Raw genomic sequence first — 23394 nt, 5'->3', positions numbered from 1 at the left:
TCGCTGGTTGTGACAGTGCCAGCAGCCCGTGACGGACGCTTCGTGCTGGTGTGTCTGTGACTGAAGTTGCTGGTGGGGTTTCGAGTCCAGCGGTTCGGGGGGCTCCGCGGGTGTCGTCGCACCGCGGAACCCCCCAAATGACTGTCAGGCGTCGTCTTCGTCTAGCCAATCCGGGGGAATCCATCGAATCTCCATGTTAATCACCTCCCTCCGTCGCCAGCGCTCGTTGGACACGGTGCACAGCTGCCACGTGCAGACATTCCCGATTTCCGGAAATGCTTTACTGTTTCCACGCGACCGCGATGCACCAGGCGTGCAGCTCATCATCGAATCTGTCCTGCAGGCGCCCCTGGCGGATTCCGTACAACTGCACGCCGGCATATCCGGCCTGGCTCGCACATCGTCGAATGGCGTCGGAATCGAACAGAGTGTGCCGGTGGACGTTCGTAACGAGTTTCCATAGGTCACCATGGGGCGAGAATCTACGTTCCCTGATGTTGATGTGCGTGGCGTCGTCCTCCGCCTCGCCCTTGATGACGCGGATGACCCCGGCCACCTCCTCCACGTGCGGGACCTTTGTCATGCGGGTGAAGGAGCGGCGGCTAAGCACGTCGAAGATCAGCAGGCCGGGAGAATCCAGCACGGCCGCCACGTTCCTGAGCACGTGGACCAGTTCCGCCTCGTCTTTGAGGTAGTTAAAGGGTTCGCCGACGGTGAGCGCCACGTCGAACTGTCCCAGGTTGGGTAGCTTGATGAAGTCGCCATGGACAAACGTCACGGCAGCAGACCCTTGCGGGCGCTCAGACCCGACAGCGATCCGCAACATCTCGCGCGAGGCGTCCAGGCCTACGACGTCGAACCCGCGGTCGGCGAGCAGCCGCGTGAACGTCCCGGTCCCGCAACCCAGGTCGAGAACGCGGCGTGCGGTGGGTGCGTGCTCATCCATCAGGGTGCGATAGATTTCTAGTCTCTGCTCGTACGTTGCCGTCGACCTCTCTCGGTCGTACTGTTCGGCCACGCTGTCGTAAATCGCCACCGGCGAACGGTTCAGCATCGAATTCCCGGTTAGCTGGCCCATCTTCTTCACTCCCGGATGACTGACGACGATCCATTACCGCAATTCATGACGGATTTCCAAGTGTCGGTGAGCGTATAAGGTACGCTTGACGAAGCGTTCATGATTTCGCCTACGAGACGCGCAAATAAAAGCTTAGTGATTGTAATTAATGGTATTTCCTTACTGAAGGCGACGTCAATGGAAGCCTCTGTGAGGAACGCCCTACCGAAATAGCGCTTCATAGCTGAACTTCTATGAAACTCCGCATCCGAACCTACCCGTGTGTCCACTGAGGTGATCTCCACAAGGGCCCGGGCCCAGGTCGGGATGCACGGGAATCGCGTCCATGACGGAGGCTCGGAGACAGGGCGTGGGGCCCTCGGTAGACAGGTTCTTGCGACGGAATCTGATCTACCGGAAGGACCCCATGTGGAGAACGTCGCCGCGCAGGAGCGACAGCTCGCCGAACCGCTCCACGAGGTGCTGCTCAAGCAGATGGCCGTGGCCGATCCGGCGCCGGAGGTACAACTGCTGTGGCCTCGCGGATGTTCTCCCGCTCGGTCTCGCCCATCGTGGCGAAGAACGCGAACAGCATGCGGCCGGAGCCGGCTGGGTCGTAGAGGCCGGCAGCCGCCATCAGGCGCCGAGGTACGGACCCGGTCACCACCTTTGCCGACGCGGCCCACGCCCGGCCCCCCATCTCGCCGGAAACCGGCTGATCCGGTCAGGCAAGGCTGAGGGCGTGCCGGCGATCTATCCCTTCCTGTAGCTTCCGGCGCCATGTAGGGGGTAGCGCGACTATCGCGGGCGATGGCGGGAGGCGACTCCGGTCAGGATGAGTCTCCGTAGCGGGAGACGATTGCGGCGGCGCGGTTGTGCAGGGCGGTGCGCAACCACGGGGGGCCAGGGCTTCCGCATTCGTGGCCAGCTGCCACAGCGCCCATTCGGCGTGTCTTGGGTCCTGGAAGATGACCTCCAGCCGCAGCCAGCCGTCCGCGTCGGCTTCTTCGGCGCGGATGGCCAGCGCGGTGCCCACCAGGTCCTCACGCCGGGCGGGGTTCACCCGTACCAGCACGGTGACCTGCTCGCCGCCAGTCCGAAACTGTGTGCTGCGTTCCTGCCAGGCCCGGTCCAGATCGACTCGGTCCGGTCGCTGTGCCGGTTCGGCGAGTTCCTCAACCTATCTTCCTAGGATGCCTTACGCGGTGTGCCGACCGGCACCACCGGTTTCGGCACCCGGAGACCGGGCAAGCGAGCGGGGACAGACGCCAGACCGAGGAGGCGCGATGAGCTTCACCGACAAGGCACGAAACAAGGTTGAGCAGATGGCCGGCGCCGCGAGAGAGCGCGTCGGCGACATGACCGACAACGAGCGGATGCGTGGCGAGGGCGCCAGCCAGCAGAGCGACGCGCGCGCCAAGCAAGCCGGTCAGAACGTCAAGGAAGCCGGTCGCAACATGAAGGACTCCTTCACCAAGTGACCTGAGCGGTCCACGGGTCCCCGGGTGCACCGTCGCCCGGGGACCCGTCGTGTGCAGCGGCTAAAGTCGCCCAGTGACCGTGCTCCGTTCGCTGGTGTTGTTCGCGCTGGCCGCGTTGGCCGAGATCGGCGGCGCCTGGCTGATCTGGCAGGGCTGGCGGGAACAGCGCGGGCTGTGGTGGATCGCGGCCGGGGTGGTCGCGTTGGGCTGCTACGGCTTCGTCGCCACGTTCCAGCCGGACGCGAACTTCGGTCGGATCCTGGCCGCGTACGGCGGGGTGTTCGTGGCCGGCTCGTTGGGTTGGGCGATGGTGGTGGACGGCTTCCGCCCGGACCGGTGGGACCTTGCCGGCGCGGCCCTCTGCCTGCTCGGCGTCGCGGTCATCATGTACGCGCCCCGCGCCAACCTGCCGTAACCCTGTCCTCGCTCCGCGATCTTGCGCTTGCTGTCCCGACACAAGGGGCATCCCACTCATATCGACAACCGAAACTGCAAGATCGGCGCGGCGGGCGGGGACATGACAGTGCGGCGCGGCGGACGGGACGGTGAGGCGTTCTCGCGTCTGCGATGATCGGCGGCGTGATCCGACCTTGGCTTCGCCCGTTGTGGTGCGGCGTACTGGTGGCGGCGGCCGTTGTCGGCAGTGCCGGGTGCGCGGCAACCCGGGTGCCACCGGACGGGCCGGTCTTCGTTGGTTCGTCCGCCTCTCCTGTCGTGCCGTCGGTCAGCGGTACCGCATCGCGGGCGGTTCCGACGCCGACGGTTGCCACGGTGCCCGGGACGACGCGGGTGGGAAGCCGGCCACCGGTGGTCGACCACGGGCCGCGGACCGGTAACCGGGTCGCGTTGACCTTCGACGCGGACATGACCGACGGGATGCTGAAGAACCTGCGCACCGGCCGAGTGAAGTCGTACGCGAACCTGCGCATCCTCGACCTGCTGGAGCGGGAGGAGGTGCCGGCGACCTTCTTCCTGACAGGCAAGTGGGTGCAGCGGTATCCGGACGTGACCCGGCGGATCGCCGACAATCCGCGCTTCGAGTTGGCCAACCACACGTACGGGCATGCGGCGTTCACCGGGGACTGTTACGACCTGCCCGCGCAGCCCGTCAGCGAGTTGCGCGGCGACGTGGCGAAGACGTTCGAGGTGATCGAACCGTACGGGGGTCGGCAGACCCGGTACTTCCGGTTTCCGGGGCTCTGCCACGACCCAGCGGCGCTGGACGCCCTGGCGCCGCTGGGTGTGACGGTGGTCGACGGGGACGTGGTCAGCGGGGATCCGTTCGCGACGGCGTGGAAGCCGTTGGTGCGGGCGGTGTTGGACCACGTCCGCCCCGGGTCGGTGGTGATCATGCATGTGACCGAGGCGAACGCCGCGATGACCGATGAGGCGCTGCCGCACATCCTGGCCGGGTTGCGTGAGCGTGACCTGGTGCCGGCACCGTTGTCCGAGGTGTTGGCCGCCGGCTGACCGGCAGGTGTGTCCGGGGGTGTCGCGGGTCAGTCGTCGATGGTCAGGACGATTTTGCCGCGGCGGGATCCGTGCTCGGCCGTCTCGTGTGCGTCGGCCGCCTTCTGGATGGGGAAGGTTGCGTCGATCGGCACCGTGAACCGGCCTTCGGTGAACAACTCGGCTGCGGTGTTCAGGCCGTGCCGGCCGTCGGGCTCACCGGCCAGTTGCCCCATGGACAGGCGGATGCCCTGTGCGGGTGCGGTGAAGTCGGCCAGGGTCACCACGGTTGCCGTGCTGCCGGTCAGTTGGAGTAGTTCGGGCAGGGACCCGGCGCCGGCGACATCGAGTGCGCGGTCCACTCGGGTCGTACCCAGGGCGTTGACCCGGTCTGCGAGGCCGGGCCCGTAGGTGACCGGTGTCGCCCCGAGTGTGCGGAGGAAGTCGTGGTTGTCGGTGCGGGCGGTGCCGATGACGCGGATGCCGCGGGCGGTGGCGAGTTGGACGGCGATACTGCCCACGCCGCCCGTGGCGCCGTCGATCAGGAGTGTCATGCCGGGCTGTAGGTCCAGTAGGTCGAGGGCCCGGGTGGCGGTCTCGGTGCTGGAGCCGGCTGCGCCCGCTTGCGCCCAGGGCATGGCGGTCGGTTTGTGTGCCCAGAGGTGCAGTACCGCGAATTGCGCGGTCGCTCCGCCGAGTTTTGCGACGTCTACGACTCCGAAGACGTGGTCGCCGATGGCCACGCCGTCGACGTCGTCGCTGATCTCGTCGACGACTCCGGCTGCGTCGACGCCGGGAATGTGCGGTAGCGGCAACCGGGCGCTCATTGGCGTGCGGCCCGAGCGGAGGCCGACGTCGACGGGGGAGACCCCGGCGGCCTGTACGCGGATGCGGATCTGGCCGGGTCCTGGTCGTGGCGCGTCGGCGGTGGCGAAATGAAGCACTTCTGGTGGGCCGAATCGGTCGAACTGCACTGCGAACATCTGCGTTCCTCTGCCTCGGTTACGTGGTCGTAGCAGTACCGTAGGTCGGAAACGGAGCAGCTGTTCCGCTGTGGGGTGAAGTGAGAAGGGGGAGGGTCGAAGATGCCTCAGAAGCAGCGTGCTGACGCCCGATCCAATCGTGAGCGGGTCGTGGCGGCAGCGCGGGAGACGTTCGCCGCAGGGGGGCTTGACGCGCCTATGCGTGAGGTGGCCCGACGGGCGGGGATCGGTGTGGCGACCCTGTACCGCCATTTTCCTACCCGTACGGAGCTGGTCACCACGGTCCTCGCGGAACGTGTCGAGGCCTGCGGTGTGCAGATGCGCCGCGCCTTGGATGACCCGGACCCGTGGCGGGCGTTGTCCGGGACGGTCCTCGATTTCGCCGATCGGCAGATCCATGACCAGGCACTCAACGAGGCGCTGCTGGGCGCTGGCGACCTGGCTGCTGCCTTCGGTGCGGAGCGTCGGGAGCACGCCCAGGCGTTGGCCGTGCTGGTCGCTCGCGCACGGGCTGCGGGCGTGCTCCGCGATGGTGTCGACGTGGACGATGTTCGGGCTGGCCTGCTGGCCATCGCGTCACTGCGGCGGCTGCCGCCGGCGGTGAGCGCTCGAGTGATCGGCAAGCTTGCCGATCTCGTCCTCGCCGGGATCCGCGGCGAGGAGACGCCTCGGCACAGTTGATCGAGGCGGCGCCGGCTGCGGTTGGTTGGTGGTCAGTCGTCGCGGTGGTCGGTCCACCACTGCTGTCCGCCGGCGGGCAGGGTGTCGATTGGGTCGTAGTAGGCGTAGCGCTTGTTGAGCGCCTCCAGGTCGGCGGATTCGATGGAGGTGCGGTAGTTCTTGGTCCAGTAGGAGATGCCGCGTTCGCGGTCGTAGTCGGTGAGCATGTGGACCCAGCGTTTGCCGACGAAGGGCACGTCGCAGACGATGCGTGGGGTGGCGTAGCCGGGCAGGTAGCCCATGATGTCGTGTTGGAGTTGCTGGGCGTGCCAGACCGGGACCCGCCAGTGTTCGGCGTTGGGGATCATGTCGCACATGTAGAAGTAGTACGGCAGGATCCCGGCTTCGCCCTGTAGCGCGAAGCAGAGGTCGAGCAGCTCGGGGGTGGTGGCGTTGACGCCGCGCATGAGGACGCCCTGGTTGCGGACGTCGCGGACGCCGACGTCGAGGGCGGTCTGGGCGGCCTTGGCGACCAGTGGGGTGAGTGACTGGGCGTGGTTGACGTGGGTGTGGATGGCGAGGTTGACGCCGCGGCGGGCGGCGGTGCGGGCGACGCGCTCGAGGCCTTCGACGACGTCGGGTTGTAGCCAGTGCTGGGGGAGGCCCATGAGGGCTTTGGTGGCGAGTCGGATGTCGCGGACGGTTTCCAGTTCGAGTAGGCGCATGAGGTAGGACTCGAGGTTGCGCCAGGGGACGTTGGCTACGTCTCCGCCGGAGACGACGACGTCGCGTACGCCGGGGTGGGTTTTGAGGTAGCCGATGTGGGCGTCGTAGCGGTCGACGGGCTTGAGGGTGAGCTTGAGCTTGTCGACGGCGGGGGTGGAGTTGCCGACGAGGTCCATGCGGGTGCAGTGCCCGCAGTACTGGGGGCAGGTGGAGAGCAGTTCGGCGAGGACCTTGGTGGGGTAGCGGTGGGTGAGGCCTTCGGCGACCCACATGTCGTGCTCGTGGAGGCTGTCGCGGCTGGCGTAGGGGTGTGAGGGCCAGTCGGTGCGTCGGTCGGAGGCGACCGGGATCATGTAGCGGCGGATGGGGTCGGCGAGCAGCGCCTCGGTGGTGAGGGGCGCGAACGGCACCATCGTGTTGATCATTTGGGGTGGTACGAGCATCGACATGGTGGCCAGGGCCTGTTGGTCGGCCTCAAGGTCGGTGTAGAAGCTTTCGTCGATGAGGTCGCCGAAGACGGTGCGGAGCTGCTTGATGTTCTTGACGCAGTTGACGCGCTGCCACTGGGCGGATTCCCACTGGTCGCGGGTGACGTGGCGCCAGCCGGGGAAGCGGGTCCAGTCGGGTTCGACCAGGGGGCGGCGGTGGTATTCGTACGGCTGCCCGGCGGTCGGTACGGCGACCGGGGCGTGACGGGGTTGAGGGATGGTCTCAACCGGTTGGGTCTGGGTCACGGCCCCTCCTCGGTGTTGCGGCTGATCATCGAAGCTCGAAGGCTACTGGAAAATATCCGGCGTAGAAACTAGTCTGCCGTAAGTTTTCCCGTTACGCGAGCCTTGACCGGGGCTTCGAGCGGCTGGGCAGGGGAGGTCGGCGTGACGTCACCGGTGGGACTGCACCGCGTCGTACAACCGACGGGGGTGCTGCCGCAGGCGGCTTGGCGCCTGGACACGTCGGCGGCGATCGCGCCGAACGAGGTGCGGATCCGGGTGCAGCGGCTCAACCTGGACGCGGCGAGCTTCCGGCAGTTGTCGGAGAAGCACGGTGGGGACGGCGACGCGGTCCGCGCCGAGGTGCTGGAGATCATCGCGACGCGGGGCAAGATGCAGAACCCGGTGACCGGTTCCGGCGGGATGCTGATCGGCACGGTCGAGGAGGCCGGCCGACGTTCCCCGCTCGGGCTGAAGCCGGGGGAGCGGGTCGCGAGCCTGGTGTCGTTGACGCTGACGCCGCTGGTGGTGACCGATGGGCTGGCCCGCTGGGACGGGCGCAGCGAGCAGGTGCCGTGTGACGGGTGGGCGATCCTGTTCGCCCGTTCCATCGCCGCGGTGCTGCCCGACGACGAGGACCCGCAGTTGTCCCTCGCGGTGCTGGACGTGTGTGGGGCACCCGCGCTGACCGCCCGGGTGGTGTCGCGCTACGTGGAGGAGCGTCGTCGCACCGGTGACCCGACGCCGGTGCGGGTCGCGGTGATCGGCGGGGCGGGCAAGAGCGGGTCGCTGTCCCTCGCCGCGGCGAGGCGGGCAGGCGCCGGGCGTACCGTCGGGGTGGTTCCGGTGGCGGCGGAGCGGGACGCGCTGACGGCGGCCGGTCTGGCGTCGGTGGTGGCGTTGGCCGACGCGCGGGACCCGGTGGGGCTGTCCACGGCGGTGACCACCGCACTGGGTGTCCCGGCGGACGTCACGGTGGTCTGCGTCGACGTGCCGGGGTGTGAGCACGGGGCGGTGTTGGCCACCGCCGACGGCGGCACAGTGATCTTCTTCTCGATGGCGACGAGTTTCTCCGCGGCCGCGTTGGGCGCGGAAGGACTTGCCGCGGACGTGACGATGCTGGTGGGCAACGGGTACGTGCCGGGGCACGCGGAGTTGGCGCTGGGGCTGCTGCGCGCCGAGCCGGGGGTGCGTCAGCTGTTCGCGGCGCGGATCGCGGCAGACTGAGGCCATGACGAACCCCTCGACGTTGTACCGCGGCGGCGTGCTGCACTGCCCCGCCGACCCGAGTGCGACCGCGCTGCTGGTGTCCGGTGGGCGGATTGCCTGGTTGGGGACCGACGGTGACGCGCCGCCGGCCGACCGGGTGGTGGACCTGGGTGGGGCGTTGGTGACGCCGGCGTTCGTCGACGCGCACGTGCACGCCACCGACACCGGGTTGGCGTTGTCCGGGTTGGAGTTGTCCGGGGTGCGCTCGGCGGGGCAGTTGCTCGACGCGGTGGCGGGTTTCGCGGCGGGTCTGCCGGGTGACGCGGTGGTGCTGGGGCACGGCTGGGACGAGTCGGGCTGGTCGGACCCGACGTTGCCGGACGCGGCGGCGTTGGACCGGGCGGCCGGTGGTCGTCGGGTGTATCTGTCGCAGGCGTCGATCCACTCGGCGTTGGTGTCGTCGGCGCTGCTGGCGGCGTGTCCGCAGGTGGTGGAGGCTGCCGGTTACGACGCGTCCGGGTGGTTGCGTCGCGACGCGCATCATGTGGTGCGGGCGGCGGCGCAGGGGTCGGTGAGTCGGGCGCAGCGGGTCGCCGCGCAGCGGGTGGCCCTTGCCCACGCGGCGTCGCTGGGAATCGCTGCGGTGCACGAGTGCGGTGGCCCGGACATCTCCGACGAGGAGGACTTCACCGGCCTGCTGGGCATCTCCGGTGCGGGGTTGCCGGAGGTGTACGGGTACTGGGGTGAGCTGGGTGGCGCGGCGCGGGCCCGCGAGTTGGGTGCGGTGGGCGCCGGTGGTGACCTGTTCGCCGACGGGGCGTTGGGTTCGCGGACGGCGCACGTGTCGCAGGCGTACGGCGATGGTGACGGCTGCGGGCACGGGTACCTGACGGCCGAGCAGGTGCGTGATCATCTGCTGGATTGTGTGGCGCACGGCCTGCAGGGTGGGTTCCACGCGATCGGTGACGCGGCGATCGGCACGGTGCTGGAGGGGTTCGCGGGTGCGGCGCGGACGGTGGGTGTGGAGCGGCTGCGGGCCGCCCGGCACCGTATCGAGCACGCGGAGGTCATGAACAAGCGGTTGATCGCCGGGTTCGTGGAGTACGGGATCGTGGCGAGCATGCAGCCGGCGTTCGACCGGTTGTGGGGTGGTGCGGGTCGGATGTACGAGTCGCGGTTGGGGTTGGACCGGTCGTTGGAGTCGAACCCGATGGGTGCGATGCACGGTGTCGGTGTGGCGTTGGCGTTCGGGTCGGATTCGCCGGTGACGCCGCTGGACCCGTGGGGGTCGGTGCGGGCCGCGGCGGCGCACCACAACCCGGCGCAGCGGATGAGTGTGCGGGCGGCGTTCGCGGCGCACACCCGTGGTGGGTGGCGGGCGGTGCACCTGGACGTCGAGGGGGTCCTCGCGTTGGGTGCGCCGGCGACGTTCGCGGTGTGGTCGACGCCGGCGGGGGTGGAGCGGGGTCTGCCGGTGCTGCTGGCCGAGGACCCGGAGTTGCGGGGTCCGGACGACCCGACGCCGTTGCCGACGTGCCGGAGCCTGGTGCTGCGCGGTGAGGTCATCTATCAGGAAGGGTCGTCGTGAGCGAGCGGTTGATCGATGTGGCGGGGGCGACGGCGTGACCAGCAAGCTTGATCTTGATCCGGTGCTGGTGGCGCGGGCGCGGGAGTTGGCGCGTCGGGCCGGGCAGCCGGTGGTGGACCTGGCGCGTAGCCACACCACGGTGTCGGTGGAGCGGGCGGTGCTGCGGTTGGCCGGGGTGACCGGCGCCGACCCGGACGGCATCCCGTGGGTCAACCGTCTCGTCGACGCGGTCGCCGCGGATGTGGGGCTGGGTCATGGGGTGGCGGTGCCGGTGTTCGACGCCCTGGTCCGCGAGGGCAGCACCGATGTGACGTTGCTGGCGCAGAAGGCCGCCGCCGGGTCGGTGCGTTTCGCCCAGCCCACCGGTCGGGCCGCCACGGCGGCCCGGTCGGCGGCCCGCAAGGCGGTCGGCGCGGGCATTCGGCGTATCGACCGGCGGCGCGCCGAGCGGGACCGTCTCGTGAAGCGCCACGGTGATCCGGCGCAGCGGCCGTGGATCTACCTGATCGTGGCGACCGGGGACATCTACGAGGACATTCCGCAGGCGCAGGCCGCGGCGCGGGCGGGCGCGGACGTGATCGCGGTGATCCGTTCGACCGGGCAGTCGTTGCTGGACTACGTGCCGGAGGGCGCGACCCGGGAGGGGTTCGCCGGCACGTACGCCACGCAGGAGAACTTCCGGCTGATGCGTGCCGCCCTGGACGAGTCGTCGAAGGAGGTTGGCCGTTACGTGCGGTTGACCAACTACGCGTCGGGGTTGTGCATGCCGGAGATGGCGACCCTGGCGGGCCTTGAACGGCTCGACATGATGTTGAACGACTCGATGTACGGGATCCTGTTTCGTGACATCAACCCGGTGCGTACGTTCGTCGACCAGCGGTTCTCCCGGCAGGTGCACGCCCGCGCCGGGATCATCATCAACACTGGTGAGGACAACTACCTGACCACCGCCGACGCGGTCGACGAGGCGCACACGGTGACGGTGTCGCAGCTGCTCAACGAGTTCTTCGCGCACGAGGCGGGGTTGGCGGACTGGCAGTTGGGGTTGGGGCACGCGTTCGAGATCAACCCGGAGGTGCCGGAGTCGTTCCGGTTGGAGTTGGCGCACGCGTTGCTGGCCCGGGAGTTGTTCCCCGACGCGCCGCTGAAGTGGATGCCGCCGACGAAACACATGACCGGTGACGTGTTCCGGGGCAACCTGCTCGACGGGTTCTTCAACCTGGCGGGCGCGCTGACCGGTCAGGGCATCCTGCTGGTGGGGATGATGACCGAGGCGGTGGTGACGCCATGGTTGTCCGACCGGGACATCGCCCTGCAGAACGTGCGGTACGTGCTGGGCGCGGCCGGTGGCCTGCACGAGGACTTCGTGCCCGCCCCCGGCGGGTTCATCCGACGCCGGGCCAACCAGGTCCTCGGTGAGGCGCTGGACCTGTTGGAACGCATCGGGGAGCAGACGTTGCTCACGGCGATCGCCGAGGGCACGTTCGGGATCATGAAGCGGCCGGCGGATCGGGGTAAGGGCCTGGCCGGGGTCGCCGCGCACGAGGCGGACTACTGCAACCCGGCCACCGACATCCTGGAGGCGGCGGCGTGAGCGAGCACAGCGGCGGGGCGCAGAGACACATCGTGCGGCCGTACGGGGACACCACCGGCGACGGGATGGTGCAGGTGTCGTTCACCCTCCCGGTGACCCACGACAAGCGGGCCGAGGGCGCGGCGGTGCAGTTGGCCAACCGGATGGGCATCGACCCGGCGATGGTGGTGCACGCCAAGGGAATGGGTGACGGGTTCACCTTCTTCGTGGTCTACGGGCGGGTCAACCACCTGGTCGACCTGAACGCGGTGCAGGTGGTGGAGCGGGACTTCGCGTTGCTGTCGGCGAAGGACGTCAACACGGTGATCAAACAGCGGTTGCGGCGCAAGCTGTCCGTGGTCGGTGCGTGCATCGGCACCGACGCGCACACCGTGGGCATCGACGCGATCCTCAACGTCAAGGGCATCGCGGGGGAGAAGGGCCTGGAGTACTACCGGGAGTTGAAGGTCACCAACATGGGTGCGCAGGTCAGCGTGCCGGAGCTGGTGGAGACCGCCCGGGTGGAGAAAGCCGACGCGGTGCTCGTGTCGCAGGTGGTCACCCAACGCGACGCGCACCTGCACAACACCCGGGAGATGTCCGCCGCGTTCCGCGAGGCGATGCCGGCAGGCCGGCGGCCACTGCTGATCGTCGGTGGCCCCCGTTTCGACGAGACGATGACCGACGAACTGGGCGTGGACCGCATCTTCGGCCGGGGTACCACGCCCGGCGAGGTGGCCAGCTACCTCGTGCACGCCCTGATCACACAGCGGAAGGCGAGCGCATGACCGACTCCAGGCTCGGCTTGACGGTGACGCACCGGCGGTACGTGCCGTACTCGCACGCCCACTACGCCGGGAACCTCGTCGACGGGGCGTACGCCCTGGCGATGTTCGGGGACGTGGCGACCGAGGTGTGCATCCGCACCGACTCCGACGAGGGTCTGTTCGCCGGGTACTCCGACGTGCGGTTCACCGCGCCCATCCGCGCCGGTGACGTGGTGGAGGTGACCGCGCAGGTGTCCCGGGTCGGCACCCGCAGCCGCACCCTGGAGTTCAGCTGCGCGGTGGTGTGCCGGGGCCGCCCGGACCGCTCCGAGTCCGCCGCCGAGGTCCTCGACCCGCCGATCGTGGCGGTCACCGCGACCGGCACCGTGGTCGTTCCCGCCGTCACAGTGAGTCGCGAGGAGTGAGCCGGGTTTGCGAGCCCCGCAGCCGCGAACAGGAGGGCTCGTGAGCCTGGCGGTCTGCGCGGACGTCGGGTCCACGTACACCAAGGTGGCGGTGGTGGACCTTGCCGCGGGTGTGCTGGTGGGGGCGGCGGCCGCGCCGACGACGGTGGGCACCGATGTGCTGCACGGCTTGGACACCGCGGTCGCGGCGGCCACCGCCGGGCTCGGTGTGCGTGACGTGCCGTGGTACGTGTGCTCGTCGGCCGGTGGCGGGTTGCGGCTGGCCGTGATCGGCTACGAGCCGCTGGTGACCGCGCAGGCGGGCCAGCGGGTCGGGTTGTCCGCCGGAGCGCACGTGGTGCACGTGGCCGCCGGTCGGCTCGGCGCGGCGGACCTGACGGCGTTACGGGCGGCCCGACCGGACGTGGTGCTGCTCGTCGGTGGCACCGACGGCGGTGACGCCGAGACGATCACCCACAACGCGACCCGCCTGGCCCGTGCCCGTTGGCGGGTGCCGGTGGTGTTCGCCGGCAACAGCGACGTACGCGAGCAGGCGACCGGGCTGCTGGAGGCCGCCGGGGTGCCGGTGACGGGCGCGGAGAACGTGCTGCCGCGCATCGGGGTGCTCGCTCCCGCGTCGGCGCGGGCGGCGATCCGCGCGGTGTTCCTGCGTCACGTCATCGGCGGTAAACGGCTGTCGAAGGGCACCCGCTTCGCGCGGCTGGTGCGGGCAGCCACCCCCGACGTGGTGCTCACCGGTGTGGAGGTGCTCGCCGACAGCATCGGCGGTGACCTCGCCGTGGTCGACGTGGGAGGCGCCACCACCGACGTGTACTCGGTGCTCACCCCCGACGAACGCGCCACCGGGCCCGCCAGGGAGGTCGCCGGCACCCTGTGGCGGGCCCGCACCGTGGAGGGTGACCTGGGCATGCGGTGGAGTGCCCCTCAGGTGGTGCGTGCCGCCGCCGAGGAGCGGCTGCTCGCCGCGGGTGAAGCCGACGACCTGGCCGCCGCCGCGGCGCGCCGGGCCGCCGACCCGGCGTTCCTGGCCGTCGACGATGTCGAACGGGCCGTGGACGCCCGCATCGCCACCCTCGCGGCGACGGTGGCGTTACGGCGCCACGCCCGGGGTGCCGCCACAGGTGAGCGGGCCGGGCGGGACCTGCGCGACGTGCGGCTGCTGGTGGGTTCCGGTGGGGTGCTGCGGCACGCGCCGACCGAGGCGTCGCGGCAGGTGCTGGCGGCGGTCCTCGCCGATCACGCCGGCGGGTGGGCGTTGCCACGCGCCGCCGCCGCGGTGGTCGACGCCGACTATGTGCTCGCCGCCGGGGGGTTGCTGGCCGAGGAACACCGGGCGGCGGCGGGGGCGCTGCTGCGCCACCACCTCCGCAGGCATTGAGACTCGCCGACCGACACGCCGTGTCGCAACACACGACAGGCCGGGGGTGGGTTGACAACGGACGGGGGTCGGCACGTACCGTCTTTGAGTCCTACCACGGGAAGCGGCTGTTGTTCGCTTCGTCCTCTCGTCCGCTGGCCGAGCGACATTTTCAGCGTCAAGTCGCGGCGGCCAGGTCCAGCGGGCGGGGGTCGGCGGGGCGGCGCGAACCGGCCGCGGTTACCGGTGTACGGGCAGGGTGAGGTGCACGGCCAGTAGACAACGGCCCGGCGGGGGCAGCCAGTCCACGCCTGGTCGGTCCGAAGGTCGTCGTGCCCCATCCTCGCCACACCGGCCGGGAAGGGCCTGGGAGCATCGGGGCGCGGCGTCAGCCGCGCCCCGATTTCATTCCCCCTGGGCGGTCCGTGCCCGGCGGCCCGATGCGGTCGGTGCACCCGCCAGCCAGGTAGCCTTCGCCCCGTGATCGAGGTGAAGCGGTGACGACCCTGGACCGGGATGAGACCCACACCCCGGCAGCGCTGCCCCGGCCAGTCGTCACCGGCCGGCCGCTGCCGCTGAGGATCGCCGCGCCCCTGGCCGTGGTCGCCGGGCTGGCCCTGCTGCTGGCGTTCCCCCCGTACGGGGTGTGGCCGCTCGCGCCGGTCGGCGTGGCGATGCTGGCCGCCGCCGCGCACCGACGGCGGTTGCGTGCCGGCGCCGGCCTGGGCTTCCTCACCGGGGTGGCGTTCTTCGCCCCGCTGCTGGCCTGGACGAACCTGCACACCGGCTACCTGCCGTGGGTGCTGCTGTCGCTGCTGCAGGCCGGCTACCTGGCGTTGCTGGGCGCGGCCACCGCCTGGGTGTCACCGCTGGCCGACCGCAGCCGCTGGGCGTGGCCGGTGCTGACCGGGCTGCTGTGGGTGGGGCAGGAAGCGCTGCGCGACCGCACCCCGTTCGGGGGGTTCCCGTGGGGGCGGCTGGCGTTCAGCCAGGACACCTCGCCGCTGCTGCGCCTGGCCTCCCTGGGCGGTGTGCCGCTGGTGACCTTCGCGACGGCGCTCGTCGGCGGGTTACTGGTCACCGCCGCCTGGCGGGGCTGGGCCACCGCCAGGCGCACCCCGCACGACGACGCACCGCACGGTGGCGGCCCGCAGGGTGGCCCGCCCGTACGGCGGTGGGCGCCGGTGGGCGTACCGGCCGCTGTGGCGGTCGCGCTGACCGCCGTGGGTCTGCTGGTGCCGGGCGCCACCGAAGGGTCGGGCGCCACGGTCACTGTGGCGATCGTGCAGGGCAACGTGCCGCGGCTGGGCCTGGACTTCAACGCCCAACGGCAGGCGGTGCTGAACAACCACGTCGACGCCACCATCGAGCTGGCCGGGCGGGTCGCCGCCGGTCAGGAACGGCAACCCGACCTGGTGGTGTGGCCGGAGAACTCCAGCGACATCGACCCGCTGCGCAATCCCGAGGCCGGGGCGCGGATCTCCCAGGCCGCCGACACCGTTCACGCGCCGATCCTCGTCGGCGCGGTGCTGCTCGGCCCCGGCCCCGGGCAGGTCCGCAACGCGGGCATCCTGTGGCGGCCCGGCACCGGCGCCGACATGCGTCAGCTGTACACGAAGCGCCACCCGGTGCCGTTCGCCGAGTACGTGCCGCTGCGCGACATCGCCCGGAAGGTCAGCAAGCAGGTCGACCTGATCCGCAGCGACTTCGTGCCCGGAAGCACCCCGGGCGTGGTACGCGCCGGCCCGGCCGTGCTCGGTGACGTGATCTGCTTCGAGGTCGCGTACGACGATGTGGTGCGCGACACCGTCGTCGGTGGCGCGCAACTGCTGGTGGTGCAGACCAACAACGCCACCTTCGACGTGGCGGAGGCCCGCCAGCAGTTGGCCATGGTGCGGCTGCGGGCGGTGGAGCACGGCCGGCCGGCGTTGATGGCGTCGACGGTCGGCGTGTCCGGGTTCGTCGCACCCGACGGGCGGGTAAGCGATGCCACCGGGTTCAACACCCGGGAGGTCGTGGTGCGGCAGTTGCGGCTCGACGACGGACGTACCCTGGCCACCCGCCTCGGCTGGTGGCCGGAGGTGGCGCTCGCCGCGCTGGCCGTGGCGGCCCTGGTCGGCGCGGCGGTGCTGCGCCGACGGCAGCGGGTCATGCCCGGATAGCAACAGCCGGTACGCCGGCGGGAGCGGAGGAACCATGATCCAGGCGACCGATACGATCCGACGCCCGGACGAGGTGCCCGGTGTGGGCCGGGTGCTGGTGGTGATCCCCACCTACAACGAGGCCGACAACATCGCCGCGATCGTGGGTCGGGTCCGGCGCGCCGTCCCGGCGGTGCAGATCCTCATCGCCGACGACAACAGCCCCGACGGCACCGGTGCGATCGCGGACGCCCTCGCCGACGGTGACGCGCACGTGCAGGTGCTGCACCGCCAGGGCAAGCAGGGCCTCGGCGCGGCGTACCTGGCCGGGTTCGGTTGGGCGCGGGAGCGTGGCTACGAGGCGGTCGTGGAGATGGACGCCGACGGCTCGCACGCGCCCGAAGACCTGCCGGCGCTGCTGGACGCCGCCCGGGACGCCGACGTGGTGATCGGGTCACGGTGGACAAGCGGTGCGCAGGTGGTGAACTGGCCGCTGCGGCGGCTGCTGCTGTCGCGCGGCGGCAACCTGTACGCGCGTCTCGCGTTGGGCATGCCCGTCTCGGACGCCACCGGCGGCTACCGGGTGTACCGGATGGGCGCGTTGGACGCCATCGACCTGGGGTCGGTGACGTCGCAGGGCTACTCGTTCCAGGTGGAGTTGTCCCGACTGGCGCACCGGGCCGGGGTGCGGATCGTGGAGGTGCCGATCACCTTCGCCGAACGGGAACGCGGGGACAGCAAGATGAGCCCGCGCATCGTCGCCGAGGCGCTGTGGCGGATCACCGCCTGGGGTGTGCAGGACCGGCGGCAGGCGGTACGCCGTGGCCTGCACGGCACGTCCACCGGTCAGGCGCGGTGGCCGTGAGCGCGGCCGTGTCATGCTGGATGAGCGGGACACGTCCATGGTGTCGCGGGAATGGCGATGAGGTGAGATGCGCCGAGGACTGAGGTTCGTACCGTTGGCCCTGTTGCTGGCGGTGGTACTGGAACTGGCGGTGTTCGTCGGTGTGGGGCACGCCCTGGGGTTCGGGGCGGCGGTGCTGCTGGTGTTCGCCGCGTCCCTGCTGGGGCTGGTGCTGCTGCGCCGCGAGGGGATGCGCGCCTGGCGTGGCTTCCGCACCGCCGCGGCGGCCGGGCAGCCACCGGGTGGGCAGGTGACCGACGGCCTCGTCGGGTTGGCCGGCGCGCTGCTGCTGGCGGTGCCCGGTCTGGTCAGCGGGCTGATCGGGTTGCTGCTGTTGGTGCCGCCGGTGCGTCGACTGGCCCGCGCCGGGGTGCGACGCACCACCGAGCGGCGGGTGTCGTCGATGGTCGCCGGTGACCTGTTCGGGCCCCGCACGGTGCGGGTGCGCCAAGGTGCGCCGCAACCGGCCCCGCAGCCGGAACAGCCGGTCGTGGTCGACGGCGGTCGGGCCATCGAGGGCGAGATCATCGAGCCGGGTCGCCACTGAGACAAGGCCAGCCACACCACTGAGCCACAGACACGACGGCGCCCCCGGGGAAAACCCCGGGGGCGCCGTCGTTGTGCGTCGTGCGGCTCAGGCGCGGCCGCGACGGGTCCGAACCTCTTGCAGGCGCTCCTCAAGGATGTCTTCAAGCTCGGCGATCGAGCGCCGCTCCAGCAGCATGTCCCAGTGGGTACGCGGTGGCTTGGCCTTCTTCTGCTCCGGCTCGTTGCCGTCGACGAGTCGGGCGACGCTGCCGTCGAACTTGCATTCCCAGGTCATCGGGACCTCGGCGTCGACGGCGAACGGCACCTCGAACTGGTGGCCCTTGGCGCAGAGGTACTCGCGGGTCTGACGCGGCGCGAGCTCCGTGTTGCGGTCGGATTCGTAGCTCACCGCGCCAAGGCGGCTTCCGCGCAGCATACGCTCGCCCATGATCGACTTCCCCTCGTTCGTGGTGCTGGTCTTCTGGGTGTAACGGTGCGTTCCCGTCGAGCCATTCCCGCCCGAGGGCGTGAGGCGTCCACGGGTGGGCCGCGACCAAGGGTAGCCGGCCGGGACGGACACCCGGCCAGGTGATCCCCAGGCGGGTCGCAACGGGGATGTTTGTCCGCTGCCACCGGGGATGTTAACCGTCCGAGCCTAGCGAAGGTTGCGCGGCGATCACCGGGTGGCGTCGTCGGGCTTGGCGGAACCGAGCCGCGCCAGCGCCAGCGCCAGGTCGCTGACCTGGTCACCGAGCTGCGCCGCCCGTCGCTGGGCCAGGTCCCGGTCGGTTTCGGCGGCGTCGAGCCGTACCGTCAGGGCGGTGACGCTGCCCTCGGCGGTCGCCGCGGCCTGCCGGGCGGCGGTCAGCTCGGCGGTGAGCGTGTCGCGGTGGGCGGCCGTGGCGGCGAGCTCCGCGCGCAGCCGCGCTGCGAGCTCCGCGGCTTCCTGCCGGGCGTCGTCGGCCGCAAGAGCTGCGACCTGGGCGCGGTCGCGGGCCCGGTCGGCCTGCTCCCGCGCGCGAGCGGCGTCGGCGGCCTCGGCGCGGGCCCGTGCGGCGTCGGCGCGGGCCTGCTCGATCTGGCGCCGCACGTCCTGCACCTCGGCCTGCCATCGCCCGGCCCGCTCGGTCGCCTCGGCGGCGGCCCGGGTGGCCCGCTCGGCGTCGGCGCGCGCCGCGTCGCGTTCCACGCTCAGGTCGGCCACCCGCTGCCGCTCGGCGTCGCGTTCCGTGCGCAGGTCGCGCACCTCGACGCGGGCCTGGTCGCGGTCGCGTTCGGCCTGGGTACGCAACGCCTCGGCGGCACTGACGTCGTGCCGGGCCTGATCGCGGGCAACCTCGGCGCGCTGCGCCCGCTCGTCGGCCGCGGCGGCCTGCCGCACGGCCTGCTCGGCGCGCTGCCGGGCGTCGTCGGCATCGGCGAGAGCGCCCCGGGCCTGCTCCCGGGCACGCGCCGCGTCGGCGGCCGCGGTCTCGGCGTCGTCGCGGGCCTCGTCGCGTTCGGTCTGCGCCGCCGCGATCTCGGTGGCGGCCTCCGCGCGAGCCTGGGCGAGCTGCCGCTGCACACCCACCGGGGACAACTCGGCGTGCAGCGACTCGGTCAACGTCTCGACGATCTGATCGAGGCGGTCCACCGCCTCCCAGGTGCGGGCCACCTGGCCGGGCAGGCCGGGGGCGTTGCGGTGACGCATCCGGCTGTTGCGGGAGGCCCGCTGGCAGGCGCCGTCGTTGTCCCGGCAGTAACGAAACGGTCGACCCGCGCCGACACGCTGCGGCACCGGCCGTCCACAGTGGGCACACGGGCGGGTCTCGGTGGTGGTGGGCTGGGCGTCCATCGAGGTCGCAGTCTAGTGCGCGGCCACTGGCGGGTCAGCTCGCGGCCCGGGCGGTCGCGTCCAGGGTGTAGCGGCGTTGCAATAGCAGCGCCGCGACCAAGGGCGCAACGAGATGCTTTCGAAGCCCGGATGCCCACGGGACGGGGAGCAGTCCTAGCGGCGGGGCGGAGGTCGGTGAATGTGGTGCAGTGCCAGCGGGGGAGGCGGGGGCAAGGGTTCGGTGTGGCCGGCCCGGAAGGACTGCAGGAGGTAGGCGACCAGTCGTCGGGACGCGGCCAGCGAGACCTGGTGCGACTCTCCGCCGACGCCGCTGTTGGCCAGGAGCAGGAGCGTGACGTCAGCGAGGTCGAAGTCGTCCCGCAGCTGCCCTCCGTGGCGGGTCTGCCGGCAGCGGCGCGGGCGTGAACGGGGAGTGCCCGCCCGGGCGCAGCGTCCGCCAGGCCAGCCACAGCAGGTAGGCGGCCCCGGCCAGCTTCACCACGGCGTATAGCGTCGGCACCAGGAGGAAGACGGCGGCCAGGCCGGCGACCGCCGTCGCCAGGTAGACGCCGAACCCGGCGGCCACCCCGAGCAGCGAGACGAACCCGGCCCGGCGGCCCTGCGCCACCGAGCGGGACACCAGGTAGACCATGTTCGGACCGGGCGTGAGCACCAGCCCCAACGCGACCAGCGCGATACCCAGCAGTGCACCCGCACCCACCATGACGGCCCCCGTTCCTCGAACACTCATCCCGACCGTAGGCGAGCCGAGCGTCGCGGAGCAGGGCCAACGGGCAGGTCGTGGCCTGCCTCGGGCAACCGGTCATCCGGGCGGAAACCGCCTGGGCGGCGTCCACCGGGAATGCTCACCGGGGCGGGTGCGCTGATCCGTTGCAGTGCGCGTCGCCGTCGAGAAGACGCGCGTTACGGTGGCCAGGGGAGGTGCCGCAGGGTGACCGATGCGTGGGAAGCGGCCATGGAGGCCCAGATCCGGGGAGCCGTCCAACGCGGCGAGTTCGACGACCTGCCCGGCATGGGCAAGCCGATCCCCGGCCGAGGAGCACCGTACGACGAGTCGTGGTGGATCAAGAGTTTCCTGGAGCGCGAGGCGCTGCCCAGCGACCTGCTCCTGCCCACCCCGCTGCAACTGCGTCGGCGTGTCGAGCAGGTCCCCGACGAGGTCCGCGACCTGCCCACCGAACAGTCCGTACGGGACTTCGTGGCCCAGCTCAACGCCCAGATCGTGGCCTGGCTGCGTAACCCCGAAGGTCCCCGCGTGGCGGTGCGGCCGGTCAACGCCGACGAGGTGGTCCGCCAGTGGCGCGCCGGGCGTGCCCGACGCGAGGTCCGCATGCCCGCCACCGAGCCGAAGACCGGTGCCGCACCGGCCCTCCGGCCCCGCCGCGGCTGGTGGCTGCGCTGGCGTCGCCGGGGCTGACCCGGCCTCGCACGTGCCAGCGCGGCTACGGTCTGGGCCGAGCGCCCTGACGACAGCGGGCGCTGGGACCTGACGGGGGCGAAGTGACCGAGCGCGCCGCGACGTACGCCGAGGTGTTCGCGGTGCGCGAATACCGCCACCTGTTCGGGGCGTATCTGCTGTCCCTGGCAGGCGACCAGCTCACGGCCGTGACCGTGGCGTACCCCGTCTTCACCGAAACCGGCTCCGCGGCGCTGGCTGCCGCCGCCTACGCCAGTTCCTACCTGGCCTGGCTCACGGGCGGGCCGCTGCTGACCGGCCTCGCCGACCGGTTCCCCCGACGCCGCGTCATGATCGCGTGCGACCTTGGCCGCGCGGCGCTCATGCCGCTGGCGGCCCTGGTGGTGCTCCTCTTCGTGGTCAACGCCGTCGGGGGGAGTCTGGTGGCGTTGCTGTCGCTGCGCGGCGCCCTGCTGGTGGATGCCGGCACGTTCCTGGTCTCCGCCCTTCTGATCACGATCGGCGTACGGTCCCGACCCGCGCCCCGACCGCCGTCGAGCCCCACCCGCCCTGGCCGGGCGATCGGTCTGCGGGTGATCTTCGCCGATACCCGGCGGCGCTCCTACATCCTCGTTCTCTGGATGGCCAGCGCCTTCACCTACGCCGCCGAGGGGCTGATGGCACCGCTCGCCCGGCACGACGGTCTCGATCAGCGACGGTGAGCTGTGCATCTCCTCGCCTGGGGTGGTGTCCGGGGGGCCGGGGTACCGCACCGGCGACCGGGTCAGCATGGGCGACGACGGCCTGCTGCGGTACCACGGACGCGTTGACGAGCAGCTTAAAATTGGTGGGATGCGTATCGAGCCGGCCGAGATCGAGCACGCCCTGATGGCCCACCCGGCGGTGCTTCTCGCTGGCGTCGCCGTCCCCTATCGGGGTGTCGCATACGTTGTCTGCACCGAATCGGTGGATCAGAAGGCCCTGCGCGCGCACCTGCTCGACCGGCTGCCCGCCGTGGCCGTGCCCACCGTGTTCGAGCCGGTGGAGTCTTTGTCCACTTTGCCCAACGGCAAACTCGGCAGGCGTGCCCTGAGCCAGTGGGTCCACACTCGACATGGCGGATGAGCCTCGGGAGTCCTCGGCGCGGCTCCCCGCGACCGCCGCCTACGCGAGCACGGCCCGGATCGACGAGTTGCGCGCCACGGAATACCGGCACCTCGACCGTGACGGCCGCGTCTACCTCGACTACACGGGGGCCGGGGTGGCCGCACAGGCACAGGTCGTCGCCCATCACGACCGGTTGCTCTCGGCCCTCTACAGCAACCCGCACTCGGAGAACCTCACCTCCGAGGCGACCGGTGGGCTGGTCGCCTCGGCCCGGCGGGCGGTGCTCGACTTCTTCCGCGCCGACCCGGCCGAGTACGCGGTGATCTTCACGCCCAACGCCACTGGCGCATGCCGCCTGGTGGGCGAGGCGTACGGCTTCGGTCGGGGCCGGCCGCTCGTGCTGACCTGGGACAACCACAACTCGGTCAACGGCATCCGGGAGTACGCTCGCGCGGCCCGAGCGCCGGTCCGCTACGTGCCGCCAGCCGGCCCCGACCTGCGGGTGGCCGAAGCCGACGTGCTCGCCGCGCTGGCCGCGTTTGGAGGCCGTCCCTGGTCGCGGCGATCGGGCCCGGTGGGGCTCTTCGCGTACCCGGCGCAGAGCAACTTCACCGGCGTGCAGCATCCGCTCGGGTGGGTGGACCTGGCCCAGCAACACGGTTACGACGTGCTGCTCGACGCCGCCGCGTTCGCCCCGACGAACCGGCTGGACCTGAGCGTCGTGCGACCCGATTTCGTCTGCCTGAGCTGGTACAAGCTCTTTGGCTACCCGACGGGCGTGGGGGCGCTGCTCGCCCGGCGTGCCGCGCTGACCCGGCTGCGTCGCCCCTGGTTCGCGGGTGGCACCATCCGGGCGGTCAGTGTCCAGGGTGACTGGCACCAGCCGATGGGAGACGAGACGGGGTTCGAGGACGGCACGCTCAACTTCCTCAGCATCCCCGATGTGGAGTTCGGGCTGCGCTGGCTCGATTCGATCGGCGTGGACCTCGTCCACACCCGGGTCGGCCTGCTCACCGCCTGGCTGCTGGCGCGTCTGACGGCGTTGCGGCACCGCAACGGTCAGCCGCTGGTCCGGATCTACGGGCCGTCGACGGGCGACGCCCGGGGTGGCACCGTGGCGTTCAACTTCCGCTACCCGGACGGCACACTCGTCGACGAGCGGCTCGTCGCACTCGAATCCTCGGCCGCCGGATTCGCCCTGCGTACCGGTTGCTTCTGCAATCCGGGCTCGGCCGAGGCCGCCTTCGGGATCAACCCTGGACTGCTGCGCCGTACGAACCTCGCGCACGTCGACACGATCGACCAGCATCTCGCCGCGCTGGGGCTGCCGACCGGCGGTGCGGTGCGCGTCTCCTTCGGCCTGGCCTCCACCGCGGCCGACGCGGAACGCTTCCTGGCCTTCAGCGAGTTGACCTACCTGGACCGCGATGGTCCCGCCGACGTCCGGCTGGCACCACGGATGCGCTGCTGAGCGCCGGCCTGCCGCAGCCGGCTGAGGG

Annotated in this window: 23 protein-coding genes and 1 pseudogene; 17 read left to right on the top strand and 7 right to left on the bottom strand. The window is 71.0% G+C overall.

What is annotated here, in order from left to right; translation table 11 throughout:
• Positions 1–280 precede the first annotated feature (280 nt).
• Positions 281–1078, bottom strand: coding sequence for a class I SAM-dependent DNA methyltransferase (locus ACLQ28_RS21340; RefSeq protein ID WP_425688072.1), 798 nt, complete (start codon positions 1076–1078; stop codon positions 281–283).
• A 703-nt stretch (positions 1079–1781) separates the two neighbouring features.
• On the bottom strand, positions 1782–2192 hold the full coding sequence (locus ACLQ28_RS21335; protein WP_425688071.1) for a WYL domain-containing protein: 411 nt from the start codon (positions 2190–2192) through the stop codon (positions 1782–1784).
• Between the two features lie 151 nt (positions 2193–2343).
• Here ACLQ28_RS21335 and ACLQ28_RS21330 point away from each other — a divergent pair, with 151 nt between their 5' ends.
• From ACLQ28_RS21330 to ACLQ28_RS21320, 3 genes are all read left to right on the top strand, one after another.
• Positions 2344–2538 carry a CsbD family protein gene (locus ACLQ28_RS21330; protein ID WP_425688029.1) on the top strand — a complete coding sequence of 65 codons (195 nt, stop codon included), beginning with the start codon at positions 2344–2346 and terminating at the stop codon, positions 2536–2538.
• Between the two features lie 73 nt (positions 2539–2611).
• Positions 2612–2953, top strand: coding sequence for a YnfA family protein (locus ACLQ28_RS21325; RefSeq protein ID WP_425688028.1), 342 nt, complete (start codon positions 2612–2614; stop codon positions 2951–2953).
• A 356-nt stretch (positions 2954–3309) separates the two neighbouring features.
• On the top strand, positions 3310–4008 hold the full coding sequence (locus ACLQ28_RS21320) for a polysaccharide deacetylase family protein (protein WP_425688027.1): 699 nt from the start codon (positions 3310–3312) through the stop codon (positions 4006–4008).
• 29 nt (positions 4009–4037) lie between these two features.
• Here the strand turns inward: ACLQ28_RS21320 and ACLQ28_RS21315 are convergent, their stop codons facing one another.
• Entirely contained in the window at positions 4038–4970 is a 933-nt protein-coding gene (locus tag ACLQ28_RS21315) for an NADP-dependent oxidoreductase (protein WP_425688026.1), read from the bottom strand.
• Positions 4971–5072: 102 nt separating this feature from the next.
• Here ACLQ28_RS21315 and ACLQ28_RS21310 point away from each other — a divergent pair, with 102 nt between their 5' ends.
• Complete coding sequence (locus ACLQ28_RS21310; protein ID WP_425688025.1) at positions 5073–5651, top strand: TetR/AcrR family transcriptional regulator; 579 nt, start codon at positions 5073–5075, stop codon at positions 5649–5651.
• A gap of 32 nt (positions 5652–5683) precedes the next feature.
• On the opposite strand, the gene ACLQ28_RS21305 is transcribed toward ACLQ28_RS21310, so the two are convergent.
• Entirely contained in the window at positions 5684–7090 is a 1407-nt protein-coding gene (locus ACLQ28_RS21305) for a KamA family radical SAM protein (RefSeq protein ID WP_425688024.1), read from the bottom strand.
• Between the two features lie 153 nt (positions 7091–7243).
• Here ACLQ28_RS21305 and ACLQ28_RS21300 point away from each other — a divergent pair, with 153 nt between their 5' ends.
• The 9 genes from ACLQ28_RS21300 to ACLQ28_RS21260 all read left to right on the top strand — a co-directional run bounded on the left by ACLQ28_RS21300 (position 7244) and on the right by ACLQ28_RS21260 (position 17577).
• On the top strand, positions 7244–8293 hold the full coding sequence (locus ACLQ28_RS21300; RefSeq protein ID WP_425688070.1) for a zinc-binding alcohol dehydrogenase: 1050 nt from the start codon (positions 7244–7246) through the stop codon (positions 8291–8293).
• A gap of 4 nt (positions 8294–8297) precedes the next feature.
• Positions 8298–9863, top strand: a complete 1566-nt coding sequence (locus ACLQ28_RS21295; RefSeq protein WP_425688023.1) for an amidohydrolase — start codon at positions 8298–8300, stop codon at positions 9861–9863.
• A gap of 34 nt (positions 9864–9897) precedes the next feature.
• Positions 9898–11457 carry a lysine 5,6-aminomutase subunit alpha gene (locus tag ACLQ28_RS21290; protein WP_425688022.1) on the top strand — a complete coding sequence of 520 codons (1560 nt, stop codon included), beginning with the start codon at positions 9898–9900 and terminating at the stop codon, positions 11455–11457.
• Complete coding sequence (locus ACLQ28_RS21285) at positions 11454–12224, top strand: OAM dimerization domain-containing protein (protein ID WP_425688021.1); 771 nt, start codon at positions 11454–11456, stop codon at positions 12222–12224. Before ACLQ28_RS21290 ends, ACLQ28_RS21285 begins: the two co-directional genes overlap by 4 nt.
• Complete coding sequence (locus ACLQ28_RS21280; RefSeq protein ID WP_425688020.1) at positions 12221–12628, top strand: hotdog domain-containing protein; 408 nt, start codon at positions 12221–12223, stop codon at positions 12626–12628. Before ACLQ28_RS21285 ends, ACLQ28_RS21280 begins: the two co-directional genes overlap by 4 nt.
• A 40-nt stretch (positions 12629–12668) precedes the next feature.
• Positions 12669–14006 (top strand): glutamate mutase L, encoded by a 1338-nt coding sequence (locus ACLQ28_RS21275; protein ID WP_425688019.1) that lies wholly within the window; start codon positions 12669–12671, stop codon positions 14004–14006.
• Between the two features lie 476 nt (positions 14007–14482).
• Positions 14483–16147 carry an apolipoprotein N-acyltransferase gene (gene lnt / locus ACLQ28_RS21270; protein ID WP_425688018.1) on the top strand — a complete coding sequence of 555 codons (1665 nt, stop codon included), beginning with the start codon at positions 14483–14485 and terminating at the stop codon, positions 16145–16147.
• Positions 16148–16181: 34 nt separating this feature from the next.
• Positions 16182–16991, top strand: a complete 810-nt coding sequence (locus ACLQ28_RS21265; protein ID WP_425688017.1) for a polyprenol monophosphomannose synthase — start codon at positions 16182–16184, stop codon at positions 16989–16991.
• Positions 16992–17058: 67 nt separating this feature from the next.
• The gene (locus tag ACLQ28_RS21260; RefSeq protein WP_425688016.1) at positions 17059–17577 is read left to right on the top strand and encodes an FxsA family protein; all 519 of its coding nucleotides are present in this window, start codon (positions 17059–17061) and stop codon (positions 17575–17577) included.
• A gap of 87 nt (positions 17578–17664) precedes the next feature.
• Here the strand turns inward: ACLQ28_RS21260 and ACLQ28_RS21255 are convergent, their stop codons facing one another.
• The 3 genes and pseudogenes from ACLQ28_RS21255 to ACLQ28_RS21245 all read right to left on the bottom strand — a co-directional run.
• Positions 17665–18006, bottom strand: coding sequence for an RNA polymerase-binding protein RbpA (locus tag ACLQ28_RS21255; protein ID WP_030489777.1), 342 nt, complete (start codon positions 18004–18006; stop codon positions 17665–17667).
• 228 nt (positions 18007–18234) lie between these two features.
• Complete coding sequence (locus ACLQ28_RS21250) at positions 18235–19392, bottom strand: hypothetical protein (RefSeq protein WP_425688015.1); 1158 nt, start codon at positions 19390–19392, stop codon at positions 18235–18237.
• Positions 19393–19759: 367 nt separating this feature from the next.
• Positions 19760–20095, bottom strand: a pseudogene (locus tag ACLQ28_RS21245) (LysE family translocator); the annotation flags it as partial.
• Positions 20096–20323: 228 nt separating this feature from the next.
• On the opposite strand from ACLQ28_RS21245, the gene ACLQ28_RS21240 reads away from it, so the two are divergent.
• From ACLQ28_RS21240 to ACLQ28_RS21225, 4 genes are all read left to right on the top strand, one after another.
• On the top strand, positions 20324–20809 hold the full coding sequence (locus ACLQ28_RS21240; RefSeq protein WP_425688014.1) for a DUF1992 domain-containing protein: 486 nt from the start codon (positions 20324–20326) through the stop codon (positions 20807–20809).
• A gap of 83 nt (positions 20810–20892) precedes the next feature.
• Positions 20893–21510, top strand: coding sequence for a hypothetical protein (locus ACLQ28_RS21235; RefSeq protein WP_425688013.1), 618 nt, complete (start codon positions 20893–20895; stop codon positions 21508–21510).
• A 130-nt stretch (positions 21511–21640) separates the two neighbouring features.
• A complete protein-coding gene (locus tag ACLQ28_RS21230; RefSeq protein ID WP_425688012.1) occupies positions 21641–21913 on the top strand; it encodes an AMP-binding enzyme in 273 nt (90 codons plus the stop codon).
• Positions 21903–23366 (top strand): aminotransferase class V-fold PLP-dependent enzyme, encoded by a 1464-nt coding sequence (locus ACLQ28_RS21225; RefSeq protein WP_425688011.1) that lies wholly within the window; start codon positions 21903–21905, stop codon positions 23364–23366. The genes ACLQ28_RS21230 and ACLQ28_RS21225 overlap by 11 nt, the downstream gene beginning before the upstream one ends.
• The last annotated feature ends 28 nt before the right edge of the window (positions 23367–23394 follow it).

The organism is Micromonospora sp. DT201, assembly GCF_049841575.1.
GTDB lineage: Bacteria > Actinomycetota > Actinomycetes > Mycobacteriales > Micromonosporaceae > Micromonospora.
This window is presented reverse-complemented; position numbering and strand designations above follow the sequence as displayed.